The 18,166-nt window shown below is 58.3% G+C and carries 17 protein-coding genes and 1 pseudogene; 10 read left to right on the plus strand and 8 right to left on the minus strand.

Annotated features, from left to right (window positions below; translation table 11 throughout):
• Positions 1-66 precede the first annotated feature (66 nt).
• Positions 67-225 (plus strand): hypothetical protein, encoded by a 159-nt coding sequence (locus ACOYW1_RS26340; RefSeq protein ID WP_482423827.1) that lies wholly within the window; start codon positions 67-69, stop codon positions 223-225.
• Between the two features lie 16 nt (positions 226-241).
• On the opposite strand, the gene ACOYW1_RS26345 is transcribed toward ACOYW1_RS26340, so the two are convergent.
• Positions 242-865, minus strand: coding sequence for a class I SAM-dependent methyltransferase (locus tag ACOYW1_RS26345; protein WP_482420339.1), 624 nt, complete (start codon positions 863-865; stop codon positions 242-244).
• Positions 866-1,672: 807 nt separating this feature from the next.
• Between ACOYW1_RS26345 and ACOYW1_RS26350 the strand changes: the two are divergent.
• From ACOYW1_RS26350 to ACOYW1_RS26365, 4 genes and pseudogenes are all read left to right on the plus strand, one after another.
• Positions 1,673-2,807 (plus strand): annotated as a pseudogene (locus tag ACOYW1_RS26350) (sigma 54-interacting transcriptional regulator); the annotation flags it as partial.
• An 18-nt stretch (positions 2,808-2,825) separates the two neighbouring features.
• A complete protein-coding gene (locus ACOYW1_RS26355; protein WP_482423828.1) occupies positions 2,826-3,278 on the plus strand; it encodes an AAA-type ATPase lid domain-containing protein in 453 nt (150 codons plus the stop codon).
• Between the two features lie 259 nt (positions 3,279-3,537).
• Entirely contained in the window at positions 3,538-4,884 is a 1,347-nt protein-coding gene (locus tag ACOYW1_RS26360; RefSeq protein WP_482420340.1) for an acetyl-CoA hydrolase/transferase family protein, read from the plus strand.
• Between the two features lie 397 nt (positions 4,885-5,281).
• A complete protein-coding gene (locus ACOYW1_RS26365) occupies positions 5,282-6,505 on the plus strand; it encodes an OmpP1/FadL family transporter (protein WP_482420341.1) in 1,224 nt (407 codons plus the stop codon).
• 258 nt (positions 6,506-6,763) lie between these two features.
• Here the strand turns inward: ACOYW1_RS26365 and ACOYW1_RS26370 are convergent, their stop codons facing one another.
• From ACOYW1_RS26370 to ACOYW1_RS26400, 7 genes are all read right to left on the minus strand, one after another.
• A complete protein-coding gene (locus ACOYW1_RS26370; RefSeq protein ID WP_482420342.1) occupies positions 6,764-7,573 on the minus strand; it encodes a lysophospholipid acyltransferase family protein in 810 nt (269 codons plus the stop codon).
• Complete coding sequence (locus ACOYW1_RS26375; protein ID WP_482420343.1) at positions 7,530-7,745, minus strand: hypothetical protein; 216 nt, start codon at positions 7,743-7,745, stop codon at positions 7,530-7,532. The genes ACOYW1_RS26370 and ACOYW1_RS26375 overlap by 44 nt, the downstream gene beginning before the upstream one ends.
• 378 nt (positions 7,746-8,123) lie before the next feature.
• Complete coding sequence (locus ACOYW1_RS26380) at positions 8,124-9,050, minus strand: lysophospholipid acyltransferase family protein (RefSeq protein WP_482420344.1); 927 nt, start codon at positions 9,048-9,050, stop codon at positions 8,124-8,126.
• Positions 9,051-9,220: 170 nt separating this feature from the next.
• Positions 9,221-9,817: a hypothetical protein gene (locus ACOYW1_RS26385; RefSeq protein WP_482420345.1), complete on the minus strand. Its 597-nt coding sequence runs from the start codon at positions 9,815-9,817 to the stop codon at positions 9,221-9,223.
• The gene (gene floA, locus ACOYW1_RS26390) at positions 9,817-10,803 is read right to left on the minus strand and encodes a flotillin-like protein FloA (RefSeq protein ID WP_482418422.1); all 987 of its coding nucleotides are present in this window, start codon (positions 10,801-10,803) and stop codon (positions 9,817-9,819) included. Before floA ends, ACOYW1_RS26385 begins: the two co-directional genes overlap by 1 nt.
• A 73-nt stretch (positions 10,804-10,876) precedes the next feature.
• On the minus strand, positions 10,877-11,362 hold the full coding sequence (locus ACOYW1_RS26395; protein WP_482418423.1) for an NfeD family protein: 486 nt from the start codon (positions 11,360-11,362) through the stop codon (positions 10,877-10,879).
• 18 nt (positions 11,363-11,380) lie between these two features.
• A complete protein-coding gene (locus ACOYW1_RS26400; protein ID WP_482420346.1) occupies positions 11,381-12,859 on the minus strand; it encodes an NfeD family protein in 1,479 nt (492 codons plus the stop codon).
• Between the two features lie 793 nt (positions 12,860-13,652).
• On the opposite strand from ACOYW1_RS26400, the gene ACOYW1_RS26405 reads away from it, so the two are divergent.
• From ACOYW1_RS26405 to dsrO, 5 genes are all read left to right on the plus strand, one after another.
• Positions 13,653-14,255 carry an RsbRD N-terminal domain-containing protein gene (locus tag ACOYW1_RS26405; protein WP_482420347.1) on the plus strand — a complete coding sequence of 201 codons (603 nt, stop codon included), beginning with the start codon at positions 13,653-13,655 and terminating at the stop codon, positions 14,253-14,255.
• A gap of 128 nt (positions 14,256-14,383) precedes the next feature.
• The gene (gene dsrM, locus ACOYW1_RS26410) at positions 14,384-15,382 is read left to right on the plus strand and encodes a sulfate reduction electron transfer complex DsrMKJOP subunit DsrM (protein ID WP_482418426.1); all 999 of its coding nucleotides are present in this window, start codon (positions 14,384-14,386) and stop codon (positions 15,380-15,382) included.
• Positions 15,383-15,406: 24 nt separating this feature from the next.
• Positions 15,407-16,996 carry a sulfate reduction electron transfer complex DsrMKJOP subunit DsrK gene (gene dsrK / locus ACOYW1_RS26415; protein WP_482418828.1) on the plus strand — a complete coding sequence of 530 codons (1,590 nt, stop codon included), beginning with the start codon at positions 15,407-15,409 and terminating at the stop codon, positions 16,994-16,996.
• Positions 16,989-17,372, plus strand: a complete 384-nt coding sequence (dsrJ, locus tag ACOYW1_RS26420) for a sulfate reduction electron transfer complex DsrMKJOP subunit DsrJ (RefSeq protein ID WP_180137892.1) — start codon at positions 16,989-16,991, stop codon at positions 17,370-17,372. Before dsrK ends, dsrJ begins: the two co-directional genes overlap by 8 nt.
• Positions 17,373-17,374: 2 nt before the next feature.
• Entirely contained in the window at positions 17,375-18,157 is a 783-nt protein-coding gene (dsrO, locus tag ACOYW1_RS26425; protein ID WP_482420348.1) for a sulfate reduction electron transfer complex DsrMKJOP subunit DsrO, read from the plus strand.
• Positions 18,158-18,166 lie beyond the last annotated feature (9 nt).

The raw sequence follows: 18,166 nt of genomic DNA on the forward strand, positions 1-18,166 counted from the left end.
GGGGCAACCATTCCGGCAGGGGAGTATGCGTACCTCTACCACAAGGGGCGTTTTGAAGAGCTCTCCCTGTCCAGGGCAAAACTGTGGGCGCATATCGCCCGGCAGGGCTACACAACCGGCAACACCGCCATTGAAAAAGTCCTCCTCGATTCCCTGGCCGTCCCCCGTGAAGACGATTACCTCATCGAAATCCGCATGCCGGTGACCAAAGTTCCTTCCCCGTAAGTCACCAGGGCGCCCCTTACGGCTTTGCCCCTTCCGCTTTCAAGAGATACCCCAGCCAGATATCGGTATTGCCCCGGGCCGATGCGGACCGGCCCATGGAGCACACCTCAAGGCCCGCCTGGCTTGCCACCACCCTGAAATCGGCATCCTGCCAGTAATAAAAGGTGCGGTGATCGGCATCGGCACCTTCCCCTTCGCCCTCTTTCACCGAAACATACAGGCGACCGCCGTCTGCCAGGGCCCCTGCAAGACGGAGAAGATGACCGGGCACCGCCTTGTGGGGAAGATGGACGAGCACCCCGGAAACAAGGATGCCGTCCCAGGGGCGATCCAGGAGATCTGTGGTGGTAAGCTCCCCGACGGTCACGGGGCAGCCCGAGTGCTGTTCGGCAAGGGAAGCCAGGACGGCGGAAGGCTCCAGTCCGTGGGGGTGAAAGCCCCTCTCCTTTAACCAGAGAAGATCCCGACCGGACCCGCAGCCGATATCAAGGATCCTGGCCCCGGGCAAAAGCGCCTCGGCCAGGGGGGTAAGAATGGGGGTGGGGTCGATGTTCACGGTGGCGTCGAAGAACCGCTGCGCCTCCTGCTCGTAATAGTCCCGTGTGCTGTCGTCCATGGCAAAGGCTCCCAACATGTTCATTTTATGGTATTCTTAAACGAACGAATGTTTATTTATTTAATTGATTCCTGAAAAGATGCCGTGCTGCACAGATAAAGGACCACATGTCGCCACGGCAATGCCTTCTTCTTCTATAGCTTCCAACAGATTAAAGGCAAGGATTGCCTGCGTAAGAGTCAACACAGGTTATTGTCCGGTCCGCCCAAATGAGCATTCGTTTATTCGTCGTGTTGCTCAAAAGCTTCAACCCACCCACTGTCCGGGGGAGGCTCCCCCCGTTGGCCCGGCGGCACCCCGTTGATAAAATCCGGTGCCCACGACCCGCCCATTGTTGCCGAGCCTTCCAGCCCGCGGCCCTTTCTGGACCACCATGCCCGCACCACCCAACTGCCTTGAATTTTTCCTGCAATTACCCTTAAACGAATATTCACTCATTTTAAGATCTCCCACATTCTATGTGGATTGAGACTCTCGCCTGAGAGTTGGTCGATCCACCCTGCACATCACAAGAGCCCATAGCATCAGTGCATTGGCGTCACTGTTTCATCGCAATAAAACCCGGCCACCTATCCACAGAGTCAGAAAACCGAACAATCATTTATTTTGATTTTTTCAGCAAAAGCTGTGGAGACAATGGCCCCCTATTTTGAGAACACCCTTTCCTTATGCTCCGCCATTTAGTAGGTCTCGGGGGTACCCCTTTTAAATCGGAGACAACCAGACGGAGCAATGCCATGGGCTTTGAGACGGACAACCTTCCCCTTTTCGAAAACTCAAGCGACGCAATCATCGTGCTGCAGGACGGCATCATTCGAAACGTCAACGCCAATGCCGTCAAAAATCGCCCTCCGATACGAGGCCCACGAGCTGGTCAGCCGTCCCTACGGAGACTTTGTCCACCCGGACGACGTGACGCTTGTGGACACTCGCTACCGAAAACGAATGAACCACCAGCCCGTGCCCCAGGTCTACCCCTTCCGCCTCATCACCAAGGACGGGGAGATCGTCTGGTTCGAGATCCACGCCATCGAGATCGTCTGGGACGGGCGCCCCGCCAGCCTCACCTTCTTCAACAACATCACCCAGCGGGTCCGGGCCCAGGAGGCCCTCGAGGAGAGCGAAAAGGTGACCCGGGGTATCTTAAACGCCATCCCCGACACCATCATCCGCATCATGGAAACCGGCCGCATCACCACTTACAAGGGCCCGAGGAGTTCCATGGTCAAAGGGAAGGCCCCTTACGCCGGCAGCCACCTCTCCGACTTTCTGCCCCGGGAAAAGTTCAAAGAGGCCATGGACGCCATCGGCAGGGCCCTTGCCCACCACACAGTCCAGCGTTTCGAATTCAAATGGGCCGAGGTCCGGGGCACCCAGTGGTACGAGGCCCGGATCATCGCCCTGGCCGGAAGCGAGGTGCTGGGGATCCTTCGCAACATCACAGAACGGAAAAGGCGGGAGCGGGCCCTCACCGAGCGCCTCCATCACCTGGAGACCCGGGTCAGGCAATCCCACGCCATGGGAACCATCGTCGGTCGGAGCAAACCCATGCAGGAGGTTCTGGAGACCATCCTCAAGGCGTCCCGAACCTCCGCCCACGTCATCGTCTACGGAGAGTCCGGCACAGGAAAGGAGCTGGTCTCCAAGGCGGTCCACGACCTGAGCGACCGGTCCGAAGGAAAATTCGTGCCCGTGAACTGCGCTGCCATTCCCGAAAAACTCATGGAGAGCGAGTTCTTCGGGTACAAAAAAGGCGCCTTCTCCGGGGCGGACCGGGACAAAAAAGGGCTCCTGGAACTGGCCCACGGCGGCACCCTCTTTATGGACGAACTCGGAGATTGACCTCAACATGCAGGCCAAGCTCCTGCGAGCCATCGAAGGAGGCGGCTTCCTCCCCGTGGGGGGCCGCGAACCGGTCCACCCGGACATCCGCATCATTGCCGCCACCAACAAAAATCCCGAAGAGCTCGTGAAGCAGGGCCGCATGCGCGAAGACTTCTTCTACCGCATCAGCGTCATCCCCATCACGTTGCCCCCGCTGCGGGACCGCCTCGACGACCTTCCCTTTCTCATCCACCACTTCCTGGAAAAGCTGGTCACCGGAGAGAAGCTCCCCGTAATCCCCTCCCATGTCATGAGCAGGCTCCAGGCCCACCCCTGGCCCGGCAACATCCGGGAACTCCAGAACGTGATTCACCGATACATCACCATGAGCCGCCTCGACCTGCCGTCTCCGGAGCCCCATGCCGACCTGCCGCCGGAACCCCGGGAAGAGGGATGTCCCAGGCCTCTCAGCGACGTTCTTGCCGAGGTGGAAAAAGCTCACATCCTGCGCACCCTGGAATCAACACGCTGGCAAAAAGCCCGGGCCGCAGAGCTCCTCGGGGTGCACCGAAAAACCCTGTTTCGAAAGCTCAAAGGCTACGGAATCGAATAGTCCCCCGACGGGACATTTTTGCCACACCAACGATTTGTATCTATAATTCGTGACTGTTATGCCCTCTCCCCTCAACGGACGTGGCACCTGTGCCACGCCTCGGGCATTCTCGACGGTTTCCAGCCCCGCCAAGCTTCATCCCCTTGTTATAAATACCCATATCCTCCGTTCGTCAATTCGTTTGTTTTGTTCATAAAAACATTATTCGCAATTGAGAAATTCTGATTTTCGAATTCCGACGGTGCAAAGGAGGAGAAGTATGAACCGATACAGCAGCCAGTACAGTCAAAAATGCGTTCCCGCCGAGGAAGCGGTACAGATCGTCAAATCAGGGGACGTGGTGGATTACGGATTTTTCAACGGCAAGCCCGTGGTGTGCGACATCGCCCTGGCGGCCCGTCATGAGGAACTCCGGGACGTGGAGGTTCACGTGGCCGTCACCCTGCCCCCGGTGCCCGAAGTGGTCAAGCACCCCGAAAGCTTTGTCTACCACGACCTTCAGTTCAGCAAGATCTCACGGGTGCTGCAGCGGGACTTCAACGTGGGGTTCTACTACCCCATCATGTACCATCAGGCCCCCTCCTGGTTCCGGGATGGCGTGGCCCCCCACCGCAACGTGGTGATCTGCACGGTCTGCCCCATGGACGACCACGGCTACTTCAACCTGGGCCTCCACAACTCCGCCACCCTGGCGGCCATGGAAGAGTCAGACTGCGTCATCGTCGAGGTTAACCCCAACCTGCCCGTCTGCCCGGGCGGAGCCGAAGAGGCCGTCCACATCTCCGCCGTGGACTATGTGGTGGAGGCCCCTGCCGATCTGGCCCTGGCCGATCTGCCCAGCCCCGAGCCCAACGAACAGGAGCGCACCATCGCCGAACTCATCGTGGGCCACATCACAGACGGCTCGTGCATCCAGCTCGGCATCGGGGGCATGCCCAACGCCGTGGGCAAAATCATCGCCCAGTCCGACCTGAAAAACTTAGGGGGACACACGGAAATGCTCTCCGACGCCTACGTGGACATGATCGAATCCGGCCGCATGAACGGCTCCTGCAAAAGCCTGGACCGGTACCGGGTTCCCTACACCTTTGCCATGGGTTCCAAGCGCCTCTACGACTTCGTGGACAACAACCCGGCCGCGGCCTCCTACCCGGCAGACTACACCAACGATCCCCGGGTCATCGCCAAACTCGATAATTTTGTCTCCATCAACAACGCCCTGCAGGTGGACCTCTACACCCAGGTAAACGCCGAGAGCCTGGGCACCAACCAGGTCTCGGGCAACGGAGGCATGTGGGACTTTGTCATCGGCTCCCAGTGGTCCAAGGGCGGTAAAAGCTTCATCTGCCTTACCTCCACCTTCACCAATTCCAAAGGGGAACTCCAGTCCCGCATCCTGCCCACCTTTGCCCCGGGTTCCATCACCACCATCCCCCGCCACATGACCGATTATGTGGTCACGGAATACGGGGCCGTCCAGGTAAGGGCCCAATCCACCTGGAAACGAGCCGAGTTGATGATCAGCATCGCCCACCCCGATTTCAGGGAAGGGCTCATCAAGGAGGCGGAAGCCATGAAAATCTGGCGGCACTCCAACAAAAAATAATGCACGGGCCAAAGAGCCTTCGGCGGCCAGGGAATACGCCCCAAGGATCCAGCCCCCCAGGTTGCGAAGGAAAATCACCTTTGCCCTGGGTTGAGATTCACCTGAATCTTTTTTTTTAAGGGGGGTCACCTAAACCGCTTTCCAGTTACGTGTAACGAACTGAATAGCTGCAGTTAAAATTAAGATAAAATTATTCACACCCAATATTACTTAGATGTCTAACTAAAGTAAATATCCACCCAACCGATGTTGCGGATATGGTTTGGCGAAACAGCCCCACTGCAAGGCGATAGCCGAACCAGGCGGACAGTTGTCTGTCATGTTCTCTCAGGGATCACAAGTAGCAAATGAACCTGAGAATCCATTATCTAAGATTTAGGAAAATTAAGGATCAGGTATGAAGATGAAAAAAAGTATCGCTGCTGTTCTAACGCTCCTTGCGGGGGTGGCCCTCTCATCCACCGCCGGAGCGACCCTCATCGAAAACAACACCAACTTGAGCGCGGACTGGACCCGCATGCCCGCACGTGTGGCAGCCACCGACTCCGTGGATGCGGTCCTCTACAACCCGGCCGGCACCATCCGGCTGGGTGAGGGCACCTTTATCATGGCGGGCAACCAGTTCCTGCCCAAGGAGTACAGCCACACCAAGGACGGGGTGCGGCACGAGACCACCACCCTCACCACGGTGGTGCCCAACCTCTTTGCCGTGAAAAACGGCAAAAAATGGAGCGCATTTACGGGATTCGGGGTCATCGGCGGGGGAGGGGCCCTGGAGTATGACAACGGAATACTCAACAAAGAAAAGGGAGTGACCACAAAACAGCTAGCTTACGCTGCAATGAAACGCTCTATCGGCCCCGCCGTATCCGAAGAGGTGGCCTCCGCCTGGGTGGGGGCTTATGTCGGCGGTGCCTGCGCCGTGAGCGACACCTTCTCCCTGTCGCTGACCGGCCGCCTGGTCTACGGGACCAACACCTACGAAATCGACGGAGGGGATATCCTGGACTACGAAAAGACCGGCACGGGCTTTGCCCCCATCGTCGGGCTGAACTACACCCCCAGCCCCACCGTCAACATCGGGTTCCGCCACGAGTTCCGCACCCGGGTGGAGTGGGAGGTGGACAAAATCGAAGGGACAGTAGCGCCTGCCTTATCGAAATCTCTAATGTTTGGGGCCGAAGGCGACAAAACCCGAAAAGACTTCCCCGCCATGACCGCACTGGGCGTCTCCTGGAAGGCCACCGAGGCCCTCACCCTGGCCACGGACGTGAGCTACACCTGGCATGACGACATCGACTGGGAGGGGGCCGAAGAGGGCCTGGACAACGGGGTGGAGGTGGCCTGTGCCTTTGAGTACGCCGTCACCCCCGCTTTTGCCGTGAGTGCGGGCTACTCCTACTCCGACGCCGGTGTGGACCCGGAGGACTACAGCACGGCCCTCTCCAAAAACGTCTACCACGGCATCTCCGCAGGATTCATGGCCGAGCCCGTTGAAGGCCTCCGATTTGACGTGGGGGCCACCAAGCTCTTTTACGAAGACGACACCGACAGCCACGGCATCACCTATGAAAAGGATCTCTGGATCATCGGCATAGGCGTCCAGTACGCCTTCAGGTAAGACCAGAACCCGTCCACCCTCATACCTGGCCCTCGGCCTCACCAGCCGACAGGTATAAAAAAACGCCTTCGGATATTCCGAAGGCGTTTTTTGGTTCTCAGTCACCCGCAGCCGGGGATAGAAAAAGGGTGGCCTGGGCCTTTTGCATGCCGTCTATGACGGTAAAAGATAAAAGCTCGCCTCCGGCGGCGAGGTGTGCCACCTCGAAAGCAGGTTGCGAATGCGTTTTCCCCTTCGCTCCTCAGAAAAATCAGCATTTCACCTCCAAACCGGGGTTTCTTCACTATTTTTTTTAAGACCTGTTTTGTCAAACTTTTTAAAAGTTAGCCCGCAGGCCGCCGGAGCAACCATGAGCTTCTCACCCCTGCGCTTCATCCCGGGGTCGGGTCTTCCAGCGGTTGTGGACCCGCTACCAGGTCGAACCATCTTTTCCATGGCATAGCTGAAGTTCTGGGTATTGGTACGGACATCCGCCTCGAAATCACCGGTATTCACCAGGGGAATCTCCGGGCCGAACTCACCCCGGACGAACCGGCCGTCCCGGGCCACGAAGTAGGGGATCACCGGAGCGCCGGTGGTGAGGGCCAGCTGGGCGATGCCGTTGTTGGCGCTAGCGGTCTTGCCGAACATGGTGACAAACACGCTCTGATGGGGCTTGGGGGCGTTCTGATCGCTCAAAAGTCCCACGGCGTTGCCTTGGGAGAGTTCATCCAGGATGCCTTTCACCGCCTTTTTGGTGGGGTACATGCGGCAGCCGAAGCGTTCCCGCATCTCCAGGATAAACCGGTCCATGGGTTTGAAATCCAGGGGGCGGTACACCGCCGAGATCTGATACCCCGTGGCCCCCATGGAGACAGGAAGAAACTCCCAGTTCCCCATGTGACAGGTCAGCACCAGAACACCCTTGCCCTTGGCGTGGGCCGCCGTCAGGTGAAAAATTCCGTAAATCCGAAACCGGGCCTTCAGATCCGCCCAGTTCCAGCGAAGGCTGCGTCCCATCTCAAAGGGGACCAGGGCAATATGATCAAAGGCCTTCCGGCTCAGTTCCCGGATCTCTTCTTCGGACATTTCCTTGCCGAAGACAATCATTAATGTTCTTGATGGCCACCTCCCGGTGGCGCTTGTCCCGCCGGTACCAGATACCGCCGATGGCACTGGCCATTTTCCCGGCCACGGGCTCGGGGATGAGCCCCAACAACAGAAACAACAGACGAACGACCTTGTATACCAGATATTCCATTCCACACATCCACACCCAGGTGTCTCATCACAGAACAGCGCCCGCGCCTTCCACAGGGAAAAGGACGGTACCGCCACCCTTCAAACGTTCCTTCTAAAAGGATAGAACTATACTGACACACCAGGGGTTTGGCAATGGCAAACAGGATCTCGTGCAGGGCGAACGCGTGTGGGATAATGTGAAGGACAACCCATCAAAACATCGTTGCCCTCCGGGAGCAAAGTCGAATGAACGGCAGGGACAAGAGGGCTTGGGGAATAAACCGAAAAGAGGCCTTCGGCGGGGAGGTGAGCCACCTCGTAAACAGGCTTCGAGGGAATTTCACTTTTGATTGGCCTGAATCTTTTTTATAACCTGTTTGTTAAACGGTTTAAATGTTCAACCCACGACAGGGCCGCCGGGGGCAGGCTCCTCCTCCGGGCGGGTCTTCCAGCGACGGTGCCCCCAGAGCCACTGATCCGGGTAACGGCGCACCATCGACTCGATGACCCGGTTGAAAGCCTGGGTGTTGGTCACAAGGTCCTGCTGGGGGTTTCCGGTGTCCACCACGGGGATTTCCGGGCCGAACTCCGCCCGGAACTTGCCGTGCTCACGCACCACAAAAAAGGAGACCACCGGCACCCCGGTGACGGCGGCAAGCTGGGCCAGGCCTTTGTGGGCGCTGGCCTTGCGGCCCATGAAATCCACAAAGACCCTCTGGTGGGGCTTGCTGGCGTTCTGGTCGATGAGAAGGCCCACCAGGTTACCCTGATCCAGTTCGCTGAGGATACCATCCACGGCCTTGCGGGTGGGGTACATACGGCAACCGAATTTTTCCCGCATGTCTTTGGTGTAGCGATCCAGGGGCGCATAAGCCAGGGGTGCGTACCCGGCGGGCTGGAGCCCTGAGGCCACGATGGCCGGGGCCAGGAACTCCCAGTTGCCCATGTGGGCCATGACCACCAGCACCCCTTTGCCTTTTTTGTGGGCGTTGATGACGTGGTGGTGGCCGTAGTAGCGAAAGTGGTCACTGACGCTCTTCAGGGGCCACCGGGTACTTTGCCCCAGCTCAAAGAGCATCCGGGCCGTGTTGACAAAATTGCGCCGGGCAAGGTCCGTAAGCTCCTGCTGGTCCATGGAGTCCCCGAAGGCATGGGTGAGATTGTCCATGGCCACCATGCGGCGCCGTGTGTCGCCTTTGAACCAGGCATGTCCGAGAAAATGGGCGAGCCGGTCGGCTCGGTGTTGGGGGATCAGACCAATGAGGGTCAGGGTCAGTCCGATAAGGTGGTAGGTCATGTGTTCGAAATAGTGTTTTATGGTCATCACTACATCCTTCGTGCTGAAAACTCCTCCAAGGTTTTTTACGCAAAAGAATATAGTCCCCCCCGGGCCAACCATACCAAGGGGAACGGCGACGGACAACTAGCGGAATCCCCGTGCGGCTCACAACCGTCTGTCACACTGTTTGTTCTGCACCGCCGGAAGGCGGAGACTCAGGACTTAAGCCCCACGGGCCGATCAAGGATCTCCTTCCAGACGATGGCTTCTTTCAGCCTCGTGCGGCGCTTCCCGCTCCGGGCACAGGTGTCGGTGCCGGGCGCCGGCTCCTCTGAAAGCGACCGCCGTGCAGGGCGCCTCCCTTCCGGGCTGTCCCAGAGAGAAGTTCCCTCCTCAGCTGAGTCCCAGCGTTCATGGAGAGCGGGCCTCTCATCCTCTTCATTCCATCGCTCATGAAGAGAGGGCCTCTCCTCGTCCGCTTCCCAGCGCTCGTGGAGAGAGGGCCTGTCGTCATCGGCATCCCAGCGTTCTCCGGACATGTCGGAGTCCGCTTCCAGGGTCTCCGCATCCTCCCGAAGGTCGGCCCAGGGGTCGTCATCCAGGAAGTCGTCCTCCTCGCCCGCGGCTTCACGCTCTGCCTCGAGCCGGGCCTTCTCCATCTCCTCTTTCATCTGGGCGATGATGTCCCCCAGCTTCCCCCTCTTGGGGCTATCGCCCCCTTCCGGGTTCACCGTTGAGATGATCTTCCGCATGACGGAGCGAAAGACGAGGTAGATCACCACGAGGGTGATAAGGAACTTGATACCGCCCATCAGGTGGTCTCCTTGTCATCCGGTCCTTTCTCATCGCCTGCAATGGCGCTGCGCATATCGGTATCGGCCATGATGTTCTTCATTTTATAATAATCCATGATCCCCAGGTTGCCGCTGCGGAATGCTTCGGCCATGGCCAGGGGAACCTGCGCCTCGGCTTCCACAACCTTGGCCTGCATCTCCTGGACCCTGGCCTTCATCTCCTGCTCCACGGCGTAGGCCATGGCACGACGCTCTTCGGCCTTGGCCTGGGCGATCTTCTTGTCCGCCTCGGCACGGTCGGTCTCCAGGTCGGCGCCGATGTTCTTGCCCACGTCCACGTCGGCAATATCAATGGACAGAATCTCGTAGGCCGTGCCGGAGTCAAGACCTTTGGCAAGAACGGTCTTGGAGATGGTGTCCGGGTTCTCCAGAACCTGCTTGTGGTTCTCGGAAGAGCCGATGGTGGAGACGATGCCCTCGCCCACGCGAGCGAGGATGGTGTCTTCACCGGCCCCGCCCACCAGGCGGTCGATGTTGGCCCGCACGGTCACGCGGGAGATGGCCTTGAGCTGAATGCCGTCCTTGGCCATGGCCGCGATCTTGGGCGTCTCGATGACCTTGGGGTTAACACTCATCTGAACCGCCTCGAGCACGTCGCGCCCGGCCAGGTCAATGGCCGCGGCCCGGTTGAACTCCAGGTCGATGTTGGCCTTGTCGGCCGCAATAAGGGCCTGGACCACACGGGCCAGGTTGCCCCCGGCCAGGTAATGGGATTCCAGCAGGTCGGTGCTGATGTCGATACCTGCCTTCACCGCCATGATCTTGGACTCGATGATGAGCTTGGGCGGCACCTTCCGGAACCGCATGAAGACGATGTTCAGGATACCCACATGGGCACCGGACACCAGGGCCTGGATCCAAAGCTTGATGGCAGAGGCGACCACAAAAAGAATCACCAGCACGATGGCCAGGGCGACAAAGGTTAAAATCATGTTTGGGGACATTACGTTCTCCTGATTTTCACGTTATATACAGGGCCCTTCCATAACGAAGGGCCGGGTTTCAAACAGTAAGGACTCATTCAGCCGCTATCAGCTGCTTCACCACAACGGAGTTGGCCGTGACCGAAAGAACGGAGACACGGCTCCCTTTTTCTATGTACTCACCGCGTGTCACCACGTCGATGCGCTCCTCCCCGAGAAGGGCCACCCCCGAGGGCCGAAGGTCGGTGACGGCCTCGCCCTCAAGGCCAAGGAAATGATCCAGCCCCTTTTTCTGGGACGTGGCCCCCTCCTCGCTTTTAAGCTGCTTCTTCAGGGTCACCGGGGAGTGCTCCAGCACCTTGGCCCCGATGAAAATGGCGGCGGGAATAAGAAAAATATCGGCCAGCAGCAGGGCGTACCCCATCTGGGTGGAGGCCTCGGTGAAAACCATATACACCGAGAGCACGAACAGGGACGCGGCCACCACGGAGATCACCCCGAAGGAGGGGATGACAAACTCAGCGATGATGGCGGCAACCCCAAGAACTTGAAGGACAATGACGGTTAAGGCAAGTTTCATGGGCTTGGCTGGGTTCCTTTATGCAACAGGTTCGGAAGGGGACTCTTTCCGGGCCACAATGACACGGTTCCCCTCCACGGCGGTGACCACAACATGCTCGTTTCGATCAATAAAATCACCCCGGGTGACCACGTCAAAGGGCTCGCCGTAAAACGCGGCCTTTCCGGCCGGCCTCAAGGGGCTCAAAGCCACGCCCGTGGCACCTTCTTCAATGCGTGCCGTCTCTTTGGAATCGGCATGGGAGGCCTTTAAGTCCGCGTCCAGGTATGGCCCGCTCACCCGCCCGGCCATGGCCGGGACAAGGTAGCGCAGCATGGCCATGGCCATGAGAAGGGAGGCGCCGAAGGAGGCCACCACGGTAAGAAGGTTAACCCGGAACAGGTCGCCCTCCCAAGGCAGGTCCGGGTCGGGGATCACAAAATCCTGCAGGGAGAGGATCAGCCCCAGCATCACCAGCAGAAAACCGATCATGCCAGCCAGACCGAAGCCCGGAAGCACGAAAATCTCCACCACCAGGAGAAGCACGCCGATGACGATGATGATGATCTCCGCATAGGTGGCAAGGCCCGCAATGTGATGGCCGAACAGGGCAAGGGCCAGGGCACTGAGCCCCACGATGCCGAAGATCCCGAAGCCCGGGGCCTTGAGTTCGGTGTAGAGGGCCCCCAGCCCGATAATCATGAGAATGGGGGCGATGGAAAGGATCCACCCGGAAAGGTCTTCGGACCAGGAGGGGTCCACGCGCTCCGGCACAACCCCGCCCTTGCCCTCACCGGCCACCACCTCGGCCAGGGTTTTCAAGGTGGCCTTGGAAAAGCCGAATTCGTTGGCCTCCACATCGTCCATGGTCAGCAGTTCGCCTTCCCGCACCACAGTTCGCACGTGGTCGGGCTTCTCCTTCAAGTCCTCGTAGGCCTGCCTCTCCAGATAGACGGTTTTGCCGTCGGCCTCGTAGGCCACAATCTCAAGCTCGGCGGTCACCATAGACTCGGCCAGGGCTTCGCTGTATCCGTTTTTCCGGGCCAGGGCGCGGAACTTGGCCCGCAGCGGGGACTGGAACTTCTCTCCCAGCATCTTGGGGCCTTCCTGGCTCACGGCAATGGGGGCGCAGTCCCCGATGGTGGTGCCCGGAGACATGGTCAGGGCGTCGGCGGACAGGGCGATGAGGGCCCCGGCGCTGATGGCTTTTGTCTTCACCCAGGCCACGCTGGGGGATTCAAGGGCCGTGATGGCGTCGACAATCTTAAAGGCCGAATCCACCCGACCGCCGAAGGTGTCCATCTCGAAAATCACCAGGGAAGCCCCTTCGGCGTCCCGTGTGGCCCGCTCCACAAAGGCGGCCATGGCCGGAGAAACCTCACCGGAGATTGGAATGACGAGGACCTCGGGCCCTTCGGCCCGGGCCGTGGCGCACAACGGCCCCGTCGGCAGAAGACACGACAGGAGCCATCCAAAGAAAAAACATGCCGCAACAGGAAAAGAGGTCAACTTTTGCATGGTGATGCCTGGGGTTCAGGTAAAGAGAGCGATGCCGGGAGCAGGGCGACACGCTGCCGGAGCAGGGTAGTATGGCCCTGACAACCCGATAAATGAAGGGTGCCACCGGGTTTGCCTCCGTGGTGAGGTAAAATCGCCGGATGACACCTGATTGACTATTCGTATATACAGGAAAAGGGAAAACCGTGCAAGATCACGTGACCTACGAACCGCAACCATCCATCAAGCCAAATGAACAATGAAATCAAAATAATTCACGTTTGAGCACCATTTATTTGGTCCCGCGCTTCTGCTATAGTGCGGCGGTTTATCAGGAACATAATCAAACGATGGAGCCTTAGGACGAAGGAAGCCGCGCTGCACCGGAGCACGGTGCCCGGCGGCAAACCAGTGCGCCGACAACCGACGAGCATGGCCGGGTTACCCTGCGATTTTCTCCTTTGTCACCTTGGCCTCCGGCCCGGCAAGCCCACTGCCCGGCGGCGAACAGAGCATGAATCCCGCAGGATTCGCCCTGGGGTAAGCCATGGCTTTTGATACCGTTTATACTATCAAAACCGTGAAAGGTAACGAAGGAAAAACAGGTTCGTATCCTTACGGGTAGGCAAACGCAATATCCTTTAACGGTGCATACTTCAGCCTCGTTTGAAAGGAAAGTAGTTCTTGACACAAAAACGGAAATTGTTCTATATCAATCGTTTAAACTCGGAAAGTTCCGTTTCATCATTAAGTTGCTGTTACAAATGTAATTCTTAGGAAACCCGCGTGCGCATGCAGGCGGGTGCGAGGAACCATGGGTATTTACAAACACCTCGACAGCCATGCCAAAGAGATCATCAGCGCATGGACCGCCCGTTTTGCCGGAAACTACTCTTCCGACGGCAGCCGATTCATCATGAAGGAGAAAGACCCCTTCAACAACCCCATCGGCGCCATGGCCAAGGAAGGGTTCACCGACGTCTTTAACCTGGTGGCCGCGAAAAACGAGCCCGACCCCGAGGTACTCCGCCAGAAGCTCGACCCGCTCATTCGACTGCGTGCGGTGCAGGCCTTTGTCCCCAGCGAAGGGGTGGCCTTTGTCTTTGCGCTGAAAACCGTGGTGAAAGAAGCGCTGAAAAAAGAGATCAAAGAGGGCAAGGTGACCCAGAAGGATCTCGACGGCTTCTACAACCGCGTGGACCGGATCAGCCTGGCGGCCTTTGACATCTACATGGCCTGCCGGGAACAGATCTACCGCCTGCGGGCCAGCGAGGTGCGTACCCGCACGCTCAACATTTTGAAGAACAAGGATATATTGTGTGAGGTTCCCGAAGTCGGGACCGAAATTTTACCACATGATGTTTATAAAAACGGGGGCTTTGAGAAATCGGACGAGGAACCGGATCGAGGGCTGTAGGGCGGGGGTGTGTCAGCCTCTCCGGGAGGGTTGCCGGCCTTCCCGACATGTGAGGTTGTGTCCGTCTTTTACAAACTTTCAATCCGGGTGCGTTCGTTTGATCAAGCACCAAAGGGTGAGGAAAAGGTATGAACGTTAATATTGTGTTGTCCCTGGTAGCGGTCGTTGTGCTGGGTGCACTCGCCTTTCTGGGCGGCAGTGCGCCTGCGCTGCAGGGAGTGTTTGGGATCCTGATACCCTACATCGCCTTTGTCGTGTTCCTGGGCGGTTTTATCTGGCGTATCATGAAGTGGGCCAAGTCACCGGTTCCCTTCCGCATCCCGACCACCTGCGGTCAGCAAAAATCATTGCCCTGGATCAAGCATGACAAGCTTGAGAACCCTTACACCGGACTCGGTGTGGTGGGCCGCATGGCCTTTGAGATCCTGACCTTCAGGTCTCTGTTCCGCAACACCAAGGCCGAAATCAAGGGTGACCGGATCTCTTATGAATTGGAAATCTGGCTCTGGCTGTTTGCCCTGGCATTCCATTACAGCTTCCTGGCGGTGCTCGTCCGTCACATGCGCTTCTTCCTGGAGCCTGTGCCGTTCTGCATCGAAGCCCTGGAATTCATCGACGGTTTCTTCCAGATCGGCCTTCCCATCGTACTGCTCTCCGGGGTGGTCCTGCTTGCCGCGGCCTGCTTTCTCTTCCTGCGGCGCGTGACCAAACCCAACCTCCGGTACGCCTCCCTGGCAGCCGATTACTTCCCCCTCTTCCTGATCATTGCCATCGCAGGTACCGGCATCTACATGCGATACTTCCTGAGGGTGGACGTAGTGGCCGTCAAAGAGCTCACCATGGGCCTGGCGACACTGCACCCCACGATTCCGGCCAACATTGACCCCTTCGTTTACGTGCATCTGTTCTGCGTATGCGTACTCTTCGTATACTTCCCCTTCAGCAAGCTGATGCATGCCGGTGGTATTTTCCTTTCTCCCACCCGAAACATGGCCAACAACAGCCGAGCCAAGAGACACATCAACCCCTGGAACCCCGATCTTCCCTTCGTAACCTACGAGAAATACGAAAACGAGTTCAGAGAGAAGATGATCGAGGCGGGTCTCCCAGTGGAAAAGGAGTCATAAATCGTGGATATCAAACCGGAAGAGATGATCAAAATAGACAACGCTGTTCCCAAGAAGTCGTGGATGGACACGCCGCCGGACCTGTCCGAAGGCAAGTTCTGCTATCCCGCCAAGGCCAAGACCTTGGACTATCTTGGGCTCCCCAACGGTCGCGACTGGTCCCCCGCCGACGAGGACTGGCAGCTTCCCGAAAACTGGCAGCAGATCATTCACGAAGGCTTCAAGGAGCGCCTGGACAAGTACCGCTCCCTCAAGGTCTTCATGGACATCTGTGTCCGCTGCGGTGCCTGCGCCGACAAGTGCCACTTCTACATCGGCTCGGGTGACCCCAAAAACATGCCTTTCTTAAGGGCCGAGCTGCTCCGAAGCATCTACCGAAACGACTTTACCACCGTGGGCAAGCTCCTCGGCAAGTTCGGCGGTGCCCGGAAGATGACCCCCCAGGTCATCAAAGAGTGGTTCTCCTACCTCTACCAGTGCACCGAATGTCGAAGGTGTTCCGTCTTCTGCCCCTACGGCATCGACACCGCCGAGATCACCATGATGGGCCGCGAGCTCTTGAACCTCCTCGGCGTGAACATCAACTGGATCAAGGATCCCGTGGCCAACTGCTCCAAAACCGGTAACCACCTCGGCATCCAGCCCCAGAACTTCAAAGAGATCATTGAGTTCTTCTGCGAAGACATCGAAGAGATCACCGGCGTCAAGATCAACCCCAGCTTCAACCGCAAGGGTGCCGAGATCCTCTTTGTGACCCCGTCTGGTGACGCTTTCGCCGACCCCGGTACCTACACCTTCATGGGGTACCTGATGCTCTTCGAGCACATCGGCCTGGACTACACCCTCTCCACCTACGCGTCTGAGGGCGGCAACTTCGGCCTCTTCACCTCCGCCGACCAGATGAAAAAACTCAACGCCAAAATGTACCACGAAGCCGAGCGCCTCGGCGTCAAGTACATCCTGGGCGGCGAGTGCGGCCACATGTGGCGCGTCATCAACCAGTACATGGGGACCATGAACGGCCCGGCCAACTTCCTGGAGACCCCGGTGAACCCCATCACCGGTACCGTCTTTGAGAACGCCGCGTCCACCAAGATGATCCACATCGCTGAGTTCACCGCCGACCTCATCAAGCACAACAAGCTCAAGCTCGACCCGAGCCGCAACGACCACCTGAAGGTCACCTGGCACGACTCCTGTAACCCGGCCCGTGCCATGGGCATGCTCGACGAGCCCCGCTACGTGCTGAAGAGCGTCTGCAACAACTTCCACGAAATGCCTGTCAACACCATCCGCGAGCAGACCTTCTGCTGCGGCTCCGGTGCGGGCCTCAACACCGAAGAGATCATGGAACAGCGCCTCCGAGGCGGCCTGCCCCGTGCCAACGCGGTCAAATACGTTCACGACAAGTACGACGTCAACACCCTGGCCTGCATGTGCGCCATCGACAGGGCGGCTCTGCCCCCCCTCATGGACTACTGGGTACCCGGCGTGGAAGTCACCGGCCTCCACGAGCTGGTAGCCAACGCCCTGGTCATGGACGGTGAAATTGAACGAACCACAAACCTGAGGTTTGAGGATTTACCTGGAGCGGAGGGTGATTCTGATGAATGATAAAGGTAAAATATTAGCCGGAGTGGCCATCTTCGCCGTCCTGGTCTCCTTCCCGTTCTGGTACAACACGGGATCGGCCAAGCCTGCGCCGGAGCTGGTTATCGCTCCGGAAGCCAAAGCCGCCGGAGCATGTATCCTCCCCAAGGACCAGATGGCCAAGGAGCACATGCAGCTTCTGGACGGCTGGAGAAACTCGGTGGTTCGCGACGGTCACCGCATTTATGTGGCGGATGACGGCAAGAAGTACAACATGAGCCTGTCCAACACCTGCCTTGAGTGCCACACCAACAAGGCGGACTTCTGCGACAAGTGCCATGAGTACGCCTCTGTTAACCCCTACTGCTGGGATTGCCACGTGAATCCGAAGGAGAAGTAGTGATGAAAGAGAGCAGACGAAGCTTCCTGAAGATCGCCGGCGTATCCGCACTGGGCCTGACAGCCGCGTCCAATGCGCATGCCATCGGCGAGTACTTCATCCCTTCAGGCAAAGCCATCAAAGACCAGAAGGTCACCGAAGCGGATCGATGGGGCATGGTCATCGACACCCGCAAGCTCACCCACGAGCTGAACGAAAAGATCGGGAAGGCATGCCACCTGAACCACAACGTTCCCGAGCTTAACAACAAAAACCACGAGATCAAGTGGATCTGGGAAGAGCACTACGAGCACGCCTTTACCCAGCAGCCCAACGAGTTCCAGTCTGAGAAGGCTCACCACGCCCCCATCCTGGTCCTCTGCAACCAGTGCGAGAACCCTCCCTGCGTCCAGGCCTGCCCCACCAAGGCGACCTTCAAGCGGGAAGACGGCATCGTTCTCATGGACTTCCACCGCTGCATCGGCTGCCGCTTCTGCATGGCTGCCTGCCCCTACGGCTCCCGCAGCTTCAACTTCCAGGACCCCAGAAACGGCCTGGAAGACGGGAAGCCCACCAACCCCGAGTTCCCCACCCGTACCAAGGGTGTCGTGGAGAAGTGCAACTTCTGCGCGGAAAGACTGGCCGTTGGTAAGAATCCCTACTGCGTGGAGGCTTCTGAAGGCGCCATCGTCTTCGGCGACCTCTCCGATGAAAAATCGGAAGTTCGCAAGGTCCTCAAAGAGAACTACACCATTCGGCGAAAGGCCAGTCTCGGTACCGGGCCTTCGGTCTTCTACATCGTTTAACGGGAGGTC

Source organism: Desulfoluna sp. CYM3A, from assembly GCF_056829965.1.